The 15,093-nt window shown below is 59.4% G+C and carries 13 protein-coding genes; 6 read left to right on the plus strand and 7 right to left on the minus strand.

All coding sequences use genetic code 11. From position 1 onward, the window contains the following. Positions 1–67: 67 nt before the first annotated feature. Together hutG and hutI are read right to left on the minus strand one after the other, a co-directional pair. Positions 68–859: an N-formylglutamate deformylase gene (gene hutG / locus H7K52_RS09745; RefSeq protein WP_182629984.1), complete on the minus strand. Its 792-nt coding sequence runs from the start codon at positions 857–859 to the stop codon at positions 68–70. Then, the gene (gene hutI / locus H7K52_RS09750; RefSeq protein ID WP_182629985.1) at positions 856–2,073 is read right to left on the minus strand and encodes an imidazolonepropionase; all 1,218 of its coding nucleotides are present in this window, start codon (positions 2,071–2,073) and stop codon (positions 856–858) included. Before hutI ends, hutG begins: the two co-directional genes overlap by 4 nt. An 80-nt stretch (positions 2,074–2,153) precedes the next feature. Here hutI and H7K52_RS09755 point away from each other — a divergent pair, with 80 nt between their 5' ends. Further along, complete coding sequence (locus H7K52_RS09755; RefSeq protein WP_182629986.1) at positions 2,154–3,509, plus strand: formimidoylglutamate deiminase; 1,356 nt, start codon at positions 2,154–2,156, stop codon at positions 3,507–3,509. Beyond that, the gene (locus H7K52_RS09760) at positions 3,506–4,048 is read left to right on the plus strand and encodes a HutD/Ves family protein (protein ID WP_008925086.1); all 543 of its coding nucleotides are present in this window, start codon (positions 3,506–3,508) and stop codon (positions 4,046–4,048) included. The genes H7K52_RS09755 and H7K52_RS09760 overlap by 4 nt, the downstream gene beginning before the upstream one ends. Here the strand turns inward: H7K52_RS09760 and hutC are convergent. Further along, a complete protein-coding gene (hutC, locus tag H7K52_RS09765) occupies positions 4,032–4,787 on the minus strand; it encodes a histidine utilization repressor (RefSeq protein WP_039659254.1) in 756 nt (251 codons plus the stop codon). The genes H7K52_RS09760 and hutC overlap by 17 nt on opposite strands. A 326-nt stretch (positions 4,788–5,113) precedes the next feature. Between hutC and hutH the strand changes: the two genes are divergently transcribed. The 3 genes from hutH to H7K52_RS09780 all read left to right on the plus strand — a co-directional run bounded on the left by hutH (position 5,114) and on the right by H7K52_RS09780 (position 9,731). Beyond that, positions 5,114–6,664 (plus strand): histidine ammonia-lyase, encoded by a 1,551-nt coding sequence (gene hutH / locus H7K52_RS09770; protein ID WP_039659252.1) that lies wholly within the window; start codon positions 5,114–5,116, stop codon positions 6,662–6,664. A gap of 15 nt (positions 6,665–6,679) precedes the next feature. Then, the gene (hutU, locus tag H7K52_RS09775; RefSeq protein ID WP_003851765.1) at positions 6,680–8,365 is read left to right on the plus strand and encodes a urocanate hydratase; all 1,686 of its coding nucleotides are present in this window, start codon (positions 6,680–6,682) and stop codon (positions 8,363–8,365) included. A gap of 208 nt (positions 8,366–8,573) precedes the next feature. Beyond that, complete coding sequence (locus tag H7K52_RS09780; RefSeq protein WP_182629987.1) at positions 8,574–9,731, plus strand: M20 aminoacylase family protein; 1,158 nt, start codon at positions 8,574–8,576, stop codon at positions 9,729–9,731. A 1-nt stretch (position 9,732) separates the two neighbouring features. On the opposite strand, the gene ybiB is transcribed toward H7K52_RS09780, so the two are convergent. From ybiB to H7K52_RS09800, 4 genes are all read right to left on the minus strand, one after another. After that, positions 9,733–10,701 carry a DNA-binding protein YbiB gene (gene ybiB, locus H7K52_RS09785; RefSeq protein WP_003851770.1) on the minus strand — a complete coding sequence of 323 codons (969 nt, stop codon included), beginning with the start codon at positions 10,699–10,701 and terminating at the stop codon, positions 9,733–9,735. Between the two features lie 26 nt (positions 10,702–10,727). Further along, the gene (gene dinG / locus H7K52_RS09790) at positions 10,728–12,896 is read right to left on the minus strand and encodes an ATP-dependent DNA helicase DinG (RefSeq protein ID WP_003851773.1); all 2,169 of its coding nucleotides are present in this window, start codon (positions 12,894–12,896) and stop codon (positions 10,728–10,730) included. A gap of 123 nt (positions 12,897–13,019) precedes the next feature. Then, complete coding sequence (locus tag H7K52_RS09795) at positions 13,020–13,538, minus strand: GNAT family N-acetyltransferase (RefSeq protein WP_003851775.1); 519 nt, start codon at positions 13,536–13,538, stop codon at positions 13,020–13,022. After that, positions 13,535–14,098 carry an XRE family transcriptional regulator gene (locus tag H7K52_RS09800; RefSeq protein WP_003851776.1) on the minus strand — a complete coding sequence of 188 codons (564 nt, stop codon included), beginning with the start codon at positions 14,096–14,098 and terminating at the stop codon, positions 13,535–13,537. The genes H7K52_RS09795 and H7K52_RS09800 overlap by 4 nt, the downstream gene beginning before the upstream one ends. A gap of 148 nt (positions 14,099–14,246) precedes the next feature. On the opposite strand from H7K52_RS09800, the gene H7K52_RS09805 reads away from it, so the two are divergent. Then, the gene (locus H7K52_RS09805; RefSeq protein ID WP_003851779.1) at positions 14,247–14,981 is read left to right on the plus strand and encodes a MerR family transcriptional regulator; all 735 of its coding nucleotides are present in this window, start codon (positions 14,247–14,249) and stop codon (positions 14,979–14,981) included. The last annotated feature ends 112 nt before the right edge of the window (positions 14,982–15,093 follow it).

Here is a 15,093-nt window from a genome sequence, read left to right on the forward strand (position 1 = left end):
GCCACACAGGCTGCCCTCACCTGCACCCGATTAGCGCAGCGCTGCACCGGCGTGGCGCATCGCTGATTTACTGCGGTTTAGCCTGCGCCAGCATGGCATGAATCATCGCCTTCAGCACTTTCTGTAACTGAGCGGCACGCGCCTGCTGCCAGGCGTAAGGAGGCATCTCATCCATGTAGTTGAGCTGCGCCAGCTCCAGCTGGACGGCTTCAATATGCTGCTGCGGCTGTCCATAAGCGCGGGTGATGTAGCCGCCTTTAAAGCGTCCGTTAATCACCCAGCTGTAGTCGTTCTGTGCGCTGCATACTGCTTCAATCGCCGCGCTCATGGCAGGTGTACAGCTTGCACCGTCGTTGGTGCCAACATTGATATCGGGCAGACGGCCCTCAAACAGGCGGGGAATTTCGCTGGCGATGGAGTGAGCATCAAACAGCAGCGCATAACCATGCAGCGCTTTAAGCCGCGCCAGCTCCTGCTGAATCTGCTGATGATAAGGCTGCCAGATCTGATCGATGTAGCCCTGACGCGCCGTGGCATCAGGCGTTTTACCTGGCGCAAAGGTCGGCGTGCCGTCGAACAGCGTTTCCGGGAACAGGCCAGTGGTGGCCGTCGTGTAGAGCGGCTGGTTATCGGGCGGACGGTTAAGATCAACCACAAAACGGGAGTAGCGGCCAATTAACACGCTGGCCCCGAGGTCACGCACAAAATCATACAGCAGCGGGATATGCCAGTCAGTGTCAGGCAGGCCGCGCGCGGCCTCACTTAATCCAGCCTCCACGCCGGGCGTCAGGTCGGTCCCGGCGTGTGGAATGCTGACCAGCAGCGGCAGGCTGCCCTGGGTGAAATAGAAAGGGTTCATTGTGGATCTCCACGATAAATAACGGTACAGGGCAGCTCACCACCCAGCCAGTAAACCAGTTCCGCGGGACGAGCCAGCGGCCAGTGCACGAAGTTTGCCACTTTTCCCGCCTCCAGCGAGCCGTGACTGTCAGCCAGCCCCAGCGCTTTTGCTCCCCACAGGGTGACGCCCGCCAGCGCCTCTTCCGGTGTCATGCCAAACAGCGTGCAACCCATATTGAGCATCAGACGCAGCGACAGCGCAGGCGAGGTGCCAGGATTCGCATCGCTGGCCAGTGCCATCGGTACCCCATGTCGCCGGAAGCTTTCCACCGGCGGGCGCTGGGTCTCACGCAGCAGGTAAAACGCACCAGGCAGCAGCACCGCGACGGTGCCATGCTCTGCCATCACCCTGGCATCCTCTTCCGTGGCGTATTCAAGATGGTCCGCAGAGAGTGCGCCGTAGCGCGCCGCCAGTGCTGCGCCCCCCAGTGCCGAAAGCTGTTCCGCATGCAATTTCACCGGCATACCCAGCGCCACCGCCCGGTCAAACACCCGCGCCACCTGCGCAGGGGAAAAGGCGAGATGCTCACAGAACGCATCCACCGCATCCGCCAGCCCCAGCGCCTGTACCTGCGGCAGGAGTCGATCGCAGATGATATCGACCCAGCTATCCGGGTCGTGCTTAAACTCCGGCGGAAAGGCATGTGCTGCCAGACAGGTGGAACGCACATCGGCGGACACGCTCTCTCCCAGCTGGCGAATCGCCCGCAGCATCCGCAGTTCGCTCTCTTCATCCAGACCATAGCCGGACTTAATCTCCACGGTGGTGACGCCTTCGGCCAGCAGCCGATTGAGCCGCCAGCGAGCCGACGCCACCAGCTCCTCTTCCGTGGCCGCGCGGGTGGCGCGCACGGTGGAGAGAATGCCGCCGCCCTGCGCGGCGATCTCTGCGTAGCTGACGCCATTCAGGCGCTGTTCAAACTCCTGACTGCGGTCGCCGCCAAACACCAGATGGGTATGACAATCCACCAGCCCTGGCGTCACGATGCCGCCTGGCAGTTGATGATGCTGATCGGCGACGAACGCGGGCATCTCCGCCTGCGGGCCCACCCATACCAGTTTACCTGCCCGCACCACCAGCGCGCCTTGCGGAATCAGATGGTACTTTCCGTCACGCATGGTAACCAGGTCGGCCCCGGTCCATACCGTATCTACACGCATCTCTTCTGCCATCGCTGCCTAAGCCTCCACCGTTTACACTGTGCCTCAAAGTATGTATATGTATATACAACCACATCCGGAGAGGATCAACCATGGTAACTTTTTTTGCCCCGCGTGCACTGCTGGCAGAGGGCTGGCAGCAGCAGGTTCGTATCACAGTTAATCAGGCGGGTTTTATCGATGCCATTGCTCCGGATAGCCATGCGGAGAATGCTGTCCAGCTCAACGGCGAGGTAATTCCGGCGATCGCCAACCTGCACTCGCACGCCTTTCAGCGTGCCATGGCGGGGCTGGCAGAAGTCGCGGGCGATCCTCAGGACAGCTTCTGGACCTGGCGGGATTTGATGTACCGCATGGTGCAGCGCCTGACACCCCGGCAGGTGGGTGATATTGCCGCCCTGCTCTACATCGAAATGCTGAAGGGCGGCTACACCCAGGTGGCGGAGTTTCACTATCTGCATCACGACCCCAGCGGCGCACCCTATGGTGATGATGCGATGCTGCAACAGCTGATCGAGGCGGCGGAGATCGCCGGTATCGGTCAGACCCTGCTGCCGGTGCTCTACAGCTACAGCGGCTTTGGCAGTCAGCCTGCAACGGCGGGTCAGAAACGTTTTATCCAGCAGACCGACCAGTATCTGCAACAGCAGGCGCGGCTGGAGGAGTGGCAGCAGCAGCGGCCACTGCTGAATCGTGGCCTCTGTTTCCATTCGCTGCGGGCAGTAAGTGAAAGTCAGATGCACGACGTGCTGGCGGCCAGCGATCCTGGGCTGCCGGTCCATATCCATGTGGCTGAACAGCAGAAAGAGGTCAATGATTCACTGGCGTGGAGCGGCGAACGGCCGGTTGCCTGGCTGCTTAACCGCTTTAACGTGGATACGCGCTGGTGTCTGATCCACGCCACGCATCTGGATGAGAGCGAACTGTCACGCCTTGCCCGCAGCGGTGCGGTGGCGGGTCTCTGCCCGACCACCGAAGCCAACCTCGGTGACGGCATTTTTCCGGCGGTGGAGTATATCGCGCAGGGCGGACGCTGGGGCATTGGCTCCGACAGTCACGTCTCGCTGAGCACCCAGGAAGAGCTGCGCTGGCTGGAGTATGCGCAGCGCCTGCGCGACCAGCGCCGCAACCGAATCACCCTGCCTGACCAGCCCTCGGTAGGCGATCTGCTTTGGCAACAGGCTGCAGCAGGGGGTGCGCAGGCGTGCGGCATTCAGCAGGGTACGCTGGCGGTGGGACAACGTGCTGACTGGCTGGTGCTGCGTGATGAGGCATGGCTCGGCAGCGTGGAATCACACGCCGTAATGAACCGCTGGCTGTTTGCCGGACAGCGCGATCAGATTCGCGACGTCTATGTTGCAGGTAAAGCCGTGGTGAAAGATGGCGTGCATCCGCACCAGACAGCGTGTGCCGCACGCTTTGCTCAGGCAATGGCGGCGCTGCGATGATCGCCCGGTTCGCATATGCCGATCTGGCAGTCAGCCGCTGGCGCAACGGTGGCGGTGAGACCCGTGAGATTATCAGTTTCCCGCCCGGCGCAGATCGCTTTGGCTGGCGCGCCAGTATTGCGACCCTGGCGCAGGATGGCCCCTTCTCTCCCTTTCCGGAGATTGATCGGGTTATCACCCTGCTGCACGGCGATCCGGTGTTGTTAACCGCGCCCGGCGTGCAGCATCTGTTGACGCCGCAAAAGCCGTGGGCGTTTGCCGGCGAACTCGCCTTAACGGCACAACTGCAGGGCAGCGTCAGCGAAGATTTTAATATCATGACGCGACGTGGTGAATGGCAGGCAACGGTGGAGGTGGTGACCACAGAGGTCAGCGCGCTGCATGGCGTCGCCTGGGTGCTGGCTGGCGCATGGCAGACGGCTGACGGAGAAAAGCTGAGCGCGCAACAGGGGACGTGGTGGGTCGATGATGAGACACAACTCAGCCCGTGTGACACGGATGCCCGGCTGCTGTTTACCCGACTTAACCGTGTCCTCTGAAGCGGCCCAGCAGTTTGTAACGTGAGCCGGGATAGAGCAATCGCGCATAGGTCACGATTTTCGTGTCGCTCCAGGTCTGACGGCGAATCAGCAGGCAGGGTTCGTGCTCATCCAGCGACAAATGCTTACGCTGACGCGCATCGGGCAGCACCGCTTCAACGATGTGCTCACCCGCCGTCAGCGGCGCGACCCGCATGAGATAGGTGTACGGCGTCATCTTCTCATAATCCTGCGTCAGGTAGTCGGGCGCGACCAGGGGATTGACCAGACGATCCTCCAGCTGCACCGGCAGATCGTTTTCGTAGTGCACAATCAGCGAATGGAAGAGCGTCTGCCCGGTAGTGAGACCCAGTACGGCCGCCTGCTCGGGATCGGCTTTGTTCTGACCGATGGTAAGGATTTTTGCGCTGTGCTGATGACCTCGCTGGGCAATCTCATCGGCGATGTTATGCACCTCCAGCATGGCGGTGTACCCTTTCATCTCCGCCACAAAGGTCCCGACACCCTGCATCCGCACCAGAAATCCCTCACTGGTGAGCTCACGCAGCGCCCGGTTAATGGTCATGCGACTGACGCCCAGTTCATTGACCAGTTCACTTTCTGATGGCACACGCTGATTCGCTTTCCACAACCCTTCACGAATCTGGCTGACGATGGCCTGTTTCACCCGCTGATAGATCGGTGCGGGTTCATCGCTCATTGCCGCCGCCAGTTGTGCCAGTGCCGTATGCTCAACCATTTGCTGTTCCTTATGCTGAAAGTCCCCTGAGTTTACTGTCTCACTGCGTGAATGTATATACATCCAGCAGAGCACGCGATGCTCCGATGGTGCAGCCTCCGCATCCTGATGGTGCAGCTTCTCCCACATGCTAAACACCCGACCCGCAGCATAGGGAGATTCGATTTTTGTGATCGGCCTGGCACGTCCTTTGCTTCCATTGCTTGATTGTATAGACAAGCATAGACAAGATTTAATGCTTATGTTTCACTCGAATTATCCCGCTGGTTCAGGGCAAGGGAAGCAGCTTCGCCACACCAGCACACTTGTATCGACAGGAGTAGGCTATGTCAGGTTCGTTTCAGGCATTGCGCCTGGTGCCAGGCGAGGTGGACCTCGCCACATTACGCGCTATCTATCAGGGTAATGTCACATTAAGTCTCGATGAGCGTGCGCGTCAGGCGATTGCAGCGGCGCAGCAAACCGTAGATGCCATTGTCGCCTCCGGTAACGTGGTGTATGGCATTAATACCGGCTTCGGCAAACTGGCGCAGACCCAAATTCCGGCCAGCCGGCTGGCGGATCTGCAGCGTAATCTGGTGTTGTCACACAGCGTCGGACTGGGCGATCTGCTGCCCGACAATGTCACCCGGCTGGTGGTCGCAACCAAAATCATCAGTCTGGCGCGCGGTCACTCTGGCGTGCGAATCGAACTCGTTGAGGCGCTGCTTGCCCTGTTTAACGCGGGTGTGATGCCCTGCATCCCGGAAAAAGGCTCTGTCGGGGCTTCTGGCGATTTGGCGCCGCTGGCGCACATGTCGCTGATGCTGCTGGGTGAAGGTCAGGTACGGCTCGCTGGTAAGCTGATCCCGGCCACAGAAGGACTGGCAAGCGTCGGCCTGTCGCCGTTTGTGCTCGGTCCAAAAGAAGGACTGGCGCTGCTCAATGGCACCCAGGTTTCGACTGCGCTGGCGCTGCGTGGCCTGTTTGAAGGTGAAAATCTGTTTGCTGCCGGTCTGATGGCGGGTGCGCTCTCGCTGGAGGCGATCAAAGGCTCGCTGAAACCGTTCGACGCCCGTATTCATAAAGCGCGTGGTCAGCAGGGCCAGATTGCGGTCGCCGCCGCCGTCAGCGCTCTGATAGAGGGCAGTGAAATTCTGCAGTCGCATACCCATTGCGGCCGCGTGCAGGACCCCTACTCCATCCGCTGCGTGCCGCAGGTGATGGGTGCCTGCCTGGACAATTTCAGCCACGCGGCGCGGATTCTGGAAATCGAAGCAAACGCAGCCTCGGACAACCCGCTGGTGTTCAGCGACAGCGGCGATGTGATCTCCGGCGGCAACTTCCACGCCGAACCCGTGGCCTTTGCCGCAGATATCCTGGCGCTGGCCATTGCTGAAGTCGGCGCCATCTCCGAGCGGCGCCTGGCGCTGCTGCTGGACAGCGGCTTATCTGGCCTGCCGCCTTTCCTGGTGCGTGACGGTGGCGTGAACTCTGGCTTTATGATCGCCCAGGTCACCGCCGCCGCGCTCGCCTCTGAGAACAAATCGCTGGCCCATCCGGGCAGCGTAGACAGTCTGCCGACCTCCGCTAACCAGGAGGATCACGTCTCAATGGCGACCTATGCCGCCCGCCGTCTCGGCAGCATGTGCTTTAACAGCGCCGCGGTGGTCGGTATTGAAGCGATGGCCGCCGCGCAGGGTATTGAATTTAACCGGCCGCTGAAAAGCTCTGTGCTGATTGAGCAGGCCATCGACACCATTCGCGAGCAGGTCGCTTTCCTTGAGGAAGATCGCCTGCTGGCACCCGATATCGAGGCCATGCGTCAGTGGGCAAGTCGCGCTGACTGGCCTCAGGCATTGACCGCGCTGCTGCCGAGCATGCGCCCAACTTCTTGAATTAAGGAATCTCTTATGAGCGAAACTCTTTCTCAGGCTGTGGCACGTGAAATTCGTGCGCCACATGGCACCACACTGCACTGCGCTAACTGGCTGATTGAAGCGGCTTACCGCATGATTCAGAACAACCTCGATCCCGATGTGGCCGAGCGGCCGGAAGATCTGGTGGTTTACGGCGGCATCGGTAAAGCAGCGCGAAACTGGGCATGCTTCGAGCAGATCCTGCGTTCGCTGCGGGCGCTGCAACCGGATGAGACGCTGCTGATCCAGAGCGGCAAACCGGTCGGCATCTTCCGCACCCACGCGGATGCGCCGCGCGTCCTGCTGGCGAACTCTAATCTGGTGCCACACTGGGCGACCTGGGATCACTTCCACGAGCTGGATAAAGCGGGCCTGATGATGTACGGCCAGATGACCGCCGGTTCCTGGATCTATATCGGTGCACAGGGCATCGTGCAGGGCACCTATGAAACCTTTGTGGAAGCGGGACGTCAGCACTATAACAACGACCTCAGCGGACGCTGGATTCTCACCGCCGGGCTGGGCGGCATGGGCGGCGCGCAACCGCTGGCGGGTGTGCTGGCCGGTGCCTGCGTACTGGCGATTGAGTGCCAGGAGTCACGCATCGATTTCCGTCTGCGTACCCGCTACGTAGACTACAAAGCCACCACGCTGGACGAAGCGCTGGCCATCATCAGCGAAGCCACTGCTGCGAAAAAAGCGATTTCAGTCGGGCTGCTGGGCAATGCCGCTGAAATCCTGCCAGAGCTGGTGAAACGCGCCCGGGCGGGCGGGCCGAAGCCGGACATCGTGACCGACCAGACGTCGGCACATGACCCAATAAATGGTTATCTGCCGATTGGCTGGGATCTGGCGCGCTGGCAACAGGCGCGCGTTTCACAGCCGAAAGCGGTTGAGAAAGCCGCGCGTGCCTCTATGGCGGTTCACGTCCAGGCGATGCTCGACTTCTGTCATATGGGTATTCCGACCGTGGATTACGGCAACAACATCCGTCAGGTAGCGCTGGATGAGGGTGTCAGCAACGCCTTCGACTTCCCTGGCTTTGTACCGGCCTATATCCGTCCGCTGTTCTGTGAAGGCAAAGGCCCGTTCCGCTGGGTGGCGTTGTCAGGCGACCCGGAGGATATCTACAAGACCGATGCCAAACTCAAGGAGCTGTTCCCGCACCACAAAACGCTGCATCGCTGGCTTGATATGGCGCAGGAGCGCATCGCTTTTCAGGGCCTGCCGGCACGTATCTGCTGGCTGGGACTGGGCGAGCGACACCTTGCCGGTCTGGCGTTCAATGAAATGGTGCGCAACGGCGAGCTGAAAGCGCCGGTGGTCATTGGCCGCGACCATCTCGACTGCGGTTCAGTTGCCTCACCAAACCGCGAGACCGAAGCGATGAAAGATGGCTCGGATGCGGTCTCTGACTGGCCGCTGCTTAACGCGCTGCTGAATACCGCGGGCGGCGCGACCTGGGTCAGCCTGCATCATGGCGGCGGTGTCGGCATGGGCTTCTCGCAGCACTCTGGCGTAGTGATTGTTGCCGATGGCAGCAAAGAGGCCGATGCGCGTCTGGGTCGTGTGTTATGGAATGACCCGGCCACCGGTGTCATGCGTCACGCCGATGCAGGTTATGAGCTGGCGCAGAGCTGTGCTGCAGAGCACGGCCTGAACCTGCCAATGCAAAAATAGTCTGATATCGTTCACTAAACGGGGCGCGCTGTGGCCTGCCCCGTTTTTCTGACTTTTCCATTGTGAAACCCCTCTCTGAAATCACTTCCTTATTACTTATTCCATTTTGATTTAGCCTATAGCCATATTTAGTCCCGACAGCGATAGACGCCGCGCCACCCAATCACTAAAGTGAAATCTACTCATTCTGTATGGAGCGCGACGCTGCATGACCCTTTCTCCTTCCCTGCTTGAAGACGCCCTGCACTGGCGCCGTGAGTTTCATCGCCACCCCGAATTAGGTTACCAGGAACAGCAAACCAGCCAGTTTATTGCTGAAGAATTAGCGCGGGCGGGGCTGCAGGTGTTTCGTGGGCTGGCGGGAACAGGAGTCATCGGTACGCTGGAAAACGGTCCCGGTCCGGTTATCGGGCTGCGTGCGGATATGGATGCATTGCCGATTACAGAGAAAGGCGACGCTGAGTGGCGATCTTCGACGCCTGGCGTCATGCACGCCTGCGGCCACGATGGTCACAGCGCTATCCTGCTGGCCGCCGCCCGACAGCTGGCTGCCACGCGTCAGTTTAGCGGCACGGTGCATTTCATCTTTCAGCCTGCCGAAGAGAATCTGGGCGGGGCGCGCAAAATGGTGGAAGAGGGATTGTTCCAGCGCTTTCCGATGGATGCGATCTACGCGATGCACAACTGGCCGGGGCTGCCGCTGGGGTCACTGGCTGTTAATCCTGGCGCAATGATGGCGTCGCTGGATTCATTCGAAATTACCCTGCACGGTAAAAGCTGCCATGCGGCGATGCCAGAAAGTGGCGCCGATCCGATGGTGGTAGCGGCCGAGCTGATTCTGGCGCTGCAGACGATTCCCTCGCGTCGGCTCTCGCCCCTCGCCTCTGCGGTGGTCAGTGTGACGCAGATCCACGGGGGTGAAGCGATCAACGTGATTCCGGAACAGATTGTGCTGCGCGGCACAGTGCGCTGCCTGCAGACCAGCGTGCGCGAAAAAGTACGCGGACTGATTGATGAGTTTGTGACGACTCTGCCACGTCCGTTTGGCGTCAGCGGCGAGATTAACTGGCTGCCGGGCTATCCGGTCACGGCTAACCATGCGGCCCCGGCTGAGCAGGTGCGCGACGTGGCGCTGGCAACGCTGGGCGCAGAACAGGTTCACTGGCAGGTCAATCCGTCGATGGCATCAGAAGATTTTGCCTGCATGATGGAAGCCTGTCCCGGCGCTTACTTCTGGCTGGGCGCGGATGGCGAGACGCCCTCCGCGCCGCTACATAACGCTCGCTATGATTTCAACGACACACTGCTGCCGATTGGCATCCGTTTCTGGCAGAACCTGGTTGAACAGGCGCTGCCAGCCGCCTGACTCAGTATCCGGCAGCGGCAATCTGCTGCCCGGCCGCCGCCAGCGAGTCGCACTGGCCGCTGGCGCGCAGGCAGCAGGCGAGCTGCAATCGCAGTGACGCAGGCACCGGGCGCTGCTGATTCAGCACCTCATCAATCCAGCGCGCCGTCACCTCTGCCGTCTTGTCCGCCGGCAGTTCAACCGCCACTTCAGGCTGACGCTCGACCCACACTTCCGCTTCCACGCCTGCGCCCTGAATCATACTGATCGCCGGGCAGCGCTGCGGATTCGCATAGACTTCCCCTTCGGTGCCATTGAGCAGTATCGCTGGCGCATCAATGTCACTGAAGAATTTCGCCACGCGCGGCACATACTCCGGATGCGACACGCTCGACAGCCGCAGCGCCGCACGCTCTGCAAACGGGGTTGCCAGTTTTGCCAGCGTATGTGCGCTGTTACGGACGCCCATCCGCCAGCGCAGTGAGAGCTGTTTCGCCATTGGCGGGCAGAGGTGATCGATAGTGATAAAAACGAGTTCGCCCTGGTCGAGTTTCGCCTGCGCCAACTCTGCGGTGGTGACAGGTGTTACACCCAGTGCGGCAAACACCGCCTCACTGGTGATACGCGTCGCGTCGTCGCTGACGCCATGTACCACCACAGGGAAGCCGAGTTTCACCAGCAGCAACGCCAGCAACGGCGTCAGATTGCCCTGGCGGCGCGCGCCGTTGTAGCTGGGGATGACGATCGGCATCGGCCGGTTTTCTGGCGCTCGCAGCTGCATCATCTGTGCCTGCATCGCCTGATAAAAGCCGCGCATCTCGTCTTCGCCTTCGCCCTTGATACGCAGCGCAATCAGGATGCCGCCCAGTTCCAGGTCCGGCACCTCGCCCGCCAGCATTGCGCCATACAGCGCCACTGCAGTATCAAAATCGATGTCGCGGGCATGATTTTTACCGCGACCAATCTCTTTAATGATTTTATTCAGTTCCATCACTCGCTTCCGGTTAAGTGCGCGGCTTAGCGCCGCGTGGGACGTCGTTTTCGCACCGTGTTTTTTGGCGCCACGGTGGCCGGTATCGCTTCCGGCTCTGGCGTTTCCGGCTGCGCAATCGGGAAGATCGGCAACGCGGCTAATAACCGGCTGCCGTAGGATTTGCTCAGCAGACGACGGTCGTAAATAACGATTTCGCCATAACATTGATGGCTGCGAATCAGGCGCCCGACCTGTTGAATCAGGGTGAATGAGGCGCTGGGTAAGCTCTGCACCTCAAACGGATAACGCTTCAGGCTTTTAAGCCACTCGCCTTCGGTCAAAATTACCGGACTGTCCACCGGGGGAAAAGCGATTTTGTGAATATGCACCTGACTCAGCAGATCGCCCTTCAGATCAAGCCCTTCGGCAAAGGACTGCAGGCCAATCAGAATACTGGTTTCCCCTTTGGTGACGCGCTGGCGATGCAAATCGACCAGCCGGCTGCGCGGCTGATCGCCCTGCACCAGCATCGAGAGCCGCAGGTCAGGCAGACAGGCGACAAACTGCTGCATGGCCCGGTTGCTGGCAAACAGCACCAGCACGCCTTTGTGCTTTTTCTCCGCCATCTGCTGACGGAAGAAACCGGCCATCTCCGCAATGTGCTCCGCTTCGTGCGTCATCAGCGGCTCGAAGCGCATCTGCGGGATCACCAGCCTGCCCTGCTCTACATGGTTAAACGGCGAGTCCAGCGCCACAAAACGATCGCCTGCTTTTTCGCTGAGTCCCGACATCTCCTGCAGGCGGTTGAAACTGTTGAGCGATCGCAGTGTGGCAGAGGTGACCACCACATGTGGGATTTTGCGCCACAGCAGCTTTTCCAGCTGATCGCTGACGCGAATACCGGCGCAGTGAAACAGCAGATGCGCCTGACCTTCGCGCAGCTCGCGGGTGATCCATTTCGATACCGGTGCGCCAGACGCTTTTTCCATCGCCGCCAGCCGCCACAATTTGCTCACCGACTCGAACCAGCCAAACTGACGATTGAGCTGCAGCAGATTGCGATGCAATCGCACCACGTCCACCTTGCCAGTCTGCTCACTGAGTGCATTGATCAGGCCTTCGCTCAAACCGCGCAGCGCGTCGCTGAGTTTGAACAGCCGGGCACAGAGATCCAGCAGCTCCTGCGGAAGCGCACCCAGCACAAAGCGAAATTCGCCCGGCTGGTTATGCGGTGGCAGCAGCGGATTCAGCGCCTGCGCGGTCACGGTCAGCAGTTCGCGCAGCTCATCACAGTGTGCTTTCAGCCGCTCAGGGTTAGCCAGCGGCGGCGGCGATTTTGGCCGCATCTGCGTCATGATGCTGTCAACCAGCTTGATAAACAGGTCAAGTTGCAGGCTGCTCCAGCCCGGCGTAATGTCGGCACTCATCTCCAGCGCATCGCGGGCTACGTCGGGCAAATGGTGCCCTTCATCCAGCACCAGCATCAGGTTTTTAGCCGGTGGCAGCACCGACTCATTCTCCATCGCCGCCATCACCAGCGCATGATTCGCCACCACCACATCCACCTGCTCGATTTCGCGTCGCGCCACAAAGAACGGGCATTCACGATACCAGTGGCAGTGCGCGCCCAGGCAGCTTGCTTTATCGGTAGAAAGGCGCTGCCACAGGCTGTCGCTGACGTTCTCTTCGCTGTGATCGCGCAGGCCATCCCACTGATAGCGATCCAGGGATTTTTGTAAGCGGCCACACTGCGTCTGTTCCTCTTTGGTGCTGCTGACCGCATCATCGTCCAGATAGAGCAGCAGATCGCCCTGCTGATCGGCGTCGGCTGCCATCGCCGCCAGATTGCGCGGACAGACATAGCGCCCGCGGCCAAAAGCAGCGGTAAAGGTGAGGTCGGGGATGATTTTCTTCAACAGCGGCAGATCTTTGGTGAAGATCTGATCCTGCAACGCCACATTGGCGGTGCTGATGACCAGCTGCTTTTCCTGGGCGCGGCTGGCCGCAATGCCTGGGATCAGATAAGAAAGAGTTTTACCCACGCCGGTCGGCGCTTCAACCGCCAGATGGCGCGAATCGTCACCGGCCAGGCATTTTGCCACTTCGGCAATCATCTGGCGCTGCGGCGCTCGCGGGATGAAATCAGGCACCTGCTCCTGAAGCGCTTTATACCATTGCGCTATCTGGCTTTTTACTGCGGCTGTCAGGGCCATGATTTGCGTTACCACACTGAAAATATGGCCTGTATTTTTACACAGTATCCCGGCGGCGTCAGCTTTCACGCCGAATTTTTCGTGCGCTGTCGTAAATTTCAGTGCGTGCCCGGCGGCGGTGATTTACGCCAGCACTTTGTACATTACGGTGGTGGCGTCCAGCACGCCTGCGGTGGATTCCGCATAAAACGGGATCGATCCCGCTACCTGCCAGCCCAGCGAGCGATAGAGATCGCTGGCGACATCGCCGCTGCGCGTATCCAGCACCAGCAGGGTTTTGACGCGCTCGCGCGCCCGCTGCTCGGCGCGCTGCATCAGTTCACGGGCGATGCCCTGTCGGCGTGCCTGCGGATGCACCAGCAGTTTGCTGATCTCCGCCCGGTGGCGGCCGTTTGGCATGCCGCTGCTATTGATCATCACCGTCGCCACAATGCGACCCTGTTGACGCGCCACGATTAACTCGCTGTCGCCGCCTGTGATGCTGATGATTCGCTGCTGCCAGAATCGCGTCATCACCTCACTGTCTTCAGCATCAATAAACCCGACGCTGGCCCCATCTGCCACACAGCCCTGTAAAACATGGGTCAGTTCGGCCAGATTCTGTTGCGCCTGGGTGGCGCTGAGGGTTACGTACTCAATCATGGTTTCGCCACCACCAGTAAATAGCGCGCGCCGTCGGTCAGGTGCGCCTCAAAAGCCGATTTTCCTGTCAGATGAAAACGTAAACAGTCACCTGGCTGCAACGTCCACGCCTGAGATCCCATCGTGACGGTGAGACCGCCCTCGCGCAGCCAGATATGCTGCTCCAGTCCCTGGATGGGTGGTGAATCGTAATCGATACGCGCACCAGGCCGTAACCTGCCCTCAACCAGTTCGCATCTGAAATGAAGTGCAGGAGGGGATATATTGCGGCGAATAAATCCGCTGGCCTCATCCTGCCACACCGGCTGATGCTGGCTGGTGACCAGCAAACTGGACTCCTCCTCCACCTCACTCAGCAGGCGTGACATCGTTAATCCGTAGGCGACACACAGACGGTTAAGCAGTGCAGCAGTAGGGCTGGTCTCGCCTCGCTCAATGCGCGATAATGTCGCACGACTGATGCCCGTGGCCACCGCAAGTTCATCCAGCGACCAGCCGCGTTGCAGGCGTAACTCTGACAGCCTCACAGCCAGTCGTTGCTCAGTATTCAGCTCAGACATTACTTTTCTCACTTATGGGAAATATTCTCTCAAATGAGATATAGCTGAAAAGGGCCGTATCAGTCAAGTTGTACATTGAGAAATGTATTGTACAACTTAGTTTGCTTCGTTATGGTAATTACACTCAGACCAATCGAAAGAGGAATTTATGACCTTATACAGTATCGGTGACGTCGCCGAGCGCTGTGGCATAAACCCAGTTACCCTGCGCGCCTGGCAGCGTCGTTATGGCTTACTGAAGCCGCAACGTACCGAAGGCGGACATCGTCAGTTTGATGAAGAGGATGTGCAGCGTATTGAAGAGATCATGCGCTGGATTGAAAGCGGCGTGCCGGTCGGTAAAGTAAAGGCATTGCTGGAAGGTGGCGATGTTGATGCACACGATGGCTGGACCACACTGCAGGATGAGCTAATCAGCGTATTACGTCATGTCAGACCCGCTAAACTGCGTAACAAAATTGCTGCGATTGGTCGCGAACATCCGATTGATGCGCTAATTGATCACGTTTTCATGCCTGTACGCCAGAAACTGAGTCTGGACCAGAATACTGCCCGAACCATGTGCAGCCTGCTGGATGGTTTGCTGATCGACTATGTCGCTTTCTGTCTGACCGGCAGCCGCAAAAAATCGGGAAAAGATGCGCTGATCATTGGCTGGGGTACCGACGATCGTACCCGTATCTGGCTGGAAGGCTGGCGTCTTTCACAGCATGGCTGGCGGATTGATGTGCTGGCTGAACCGCTTGATGTCCCGCGTCCTGAACTTTTTCCTGGCATGAATATGTTTGTATTTACCGGTAAAAAATTAACCCGTCGCCAGCAGGAACAGCTGTCACACTGGCAGGAACAGGGCTATGCCGTGCGGTTACATGAACCCGGCTGATAACAAAAAACGCACGCCGGGCGCTTTGCCTGCTGCCTTGCGCGCGCTATTATCCCCGCCTCACTGTTAACAAGTTCAGGTTTCCGTCATGAATGTCAAAAAAGCCTTTTTC

It is taken from the genome of Pantoea hericii (assembly GCF_014155795.1).
Lineage (GTDB): Bacteria > Pseudomonadota > Gammaproteobacteria > Enterobacterales > Enterobacteriaceae > Pantoea > Pantoea eucalypti.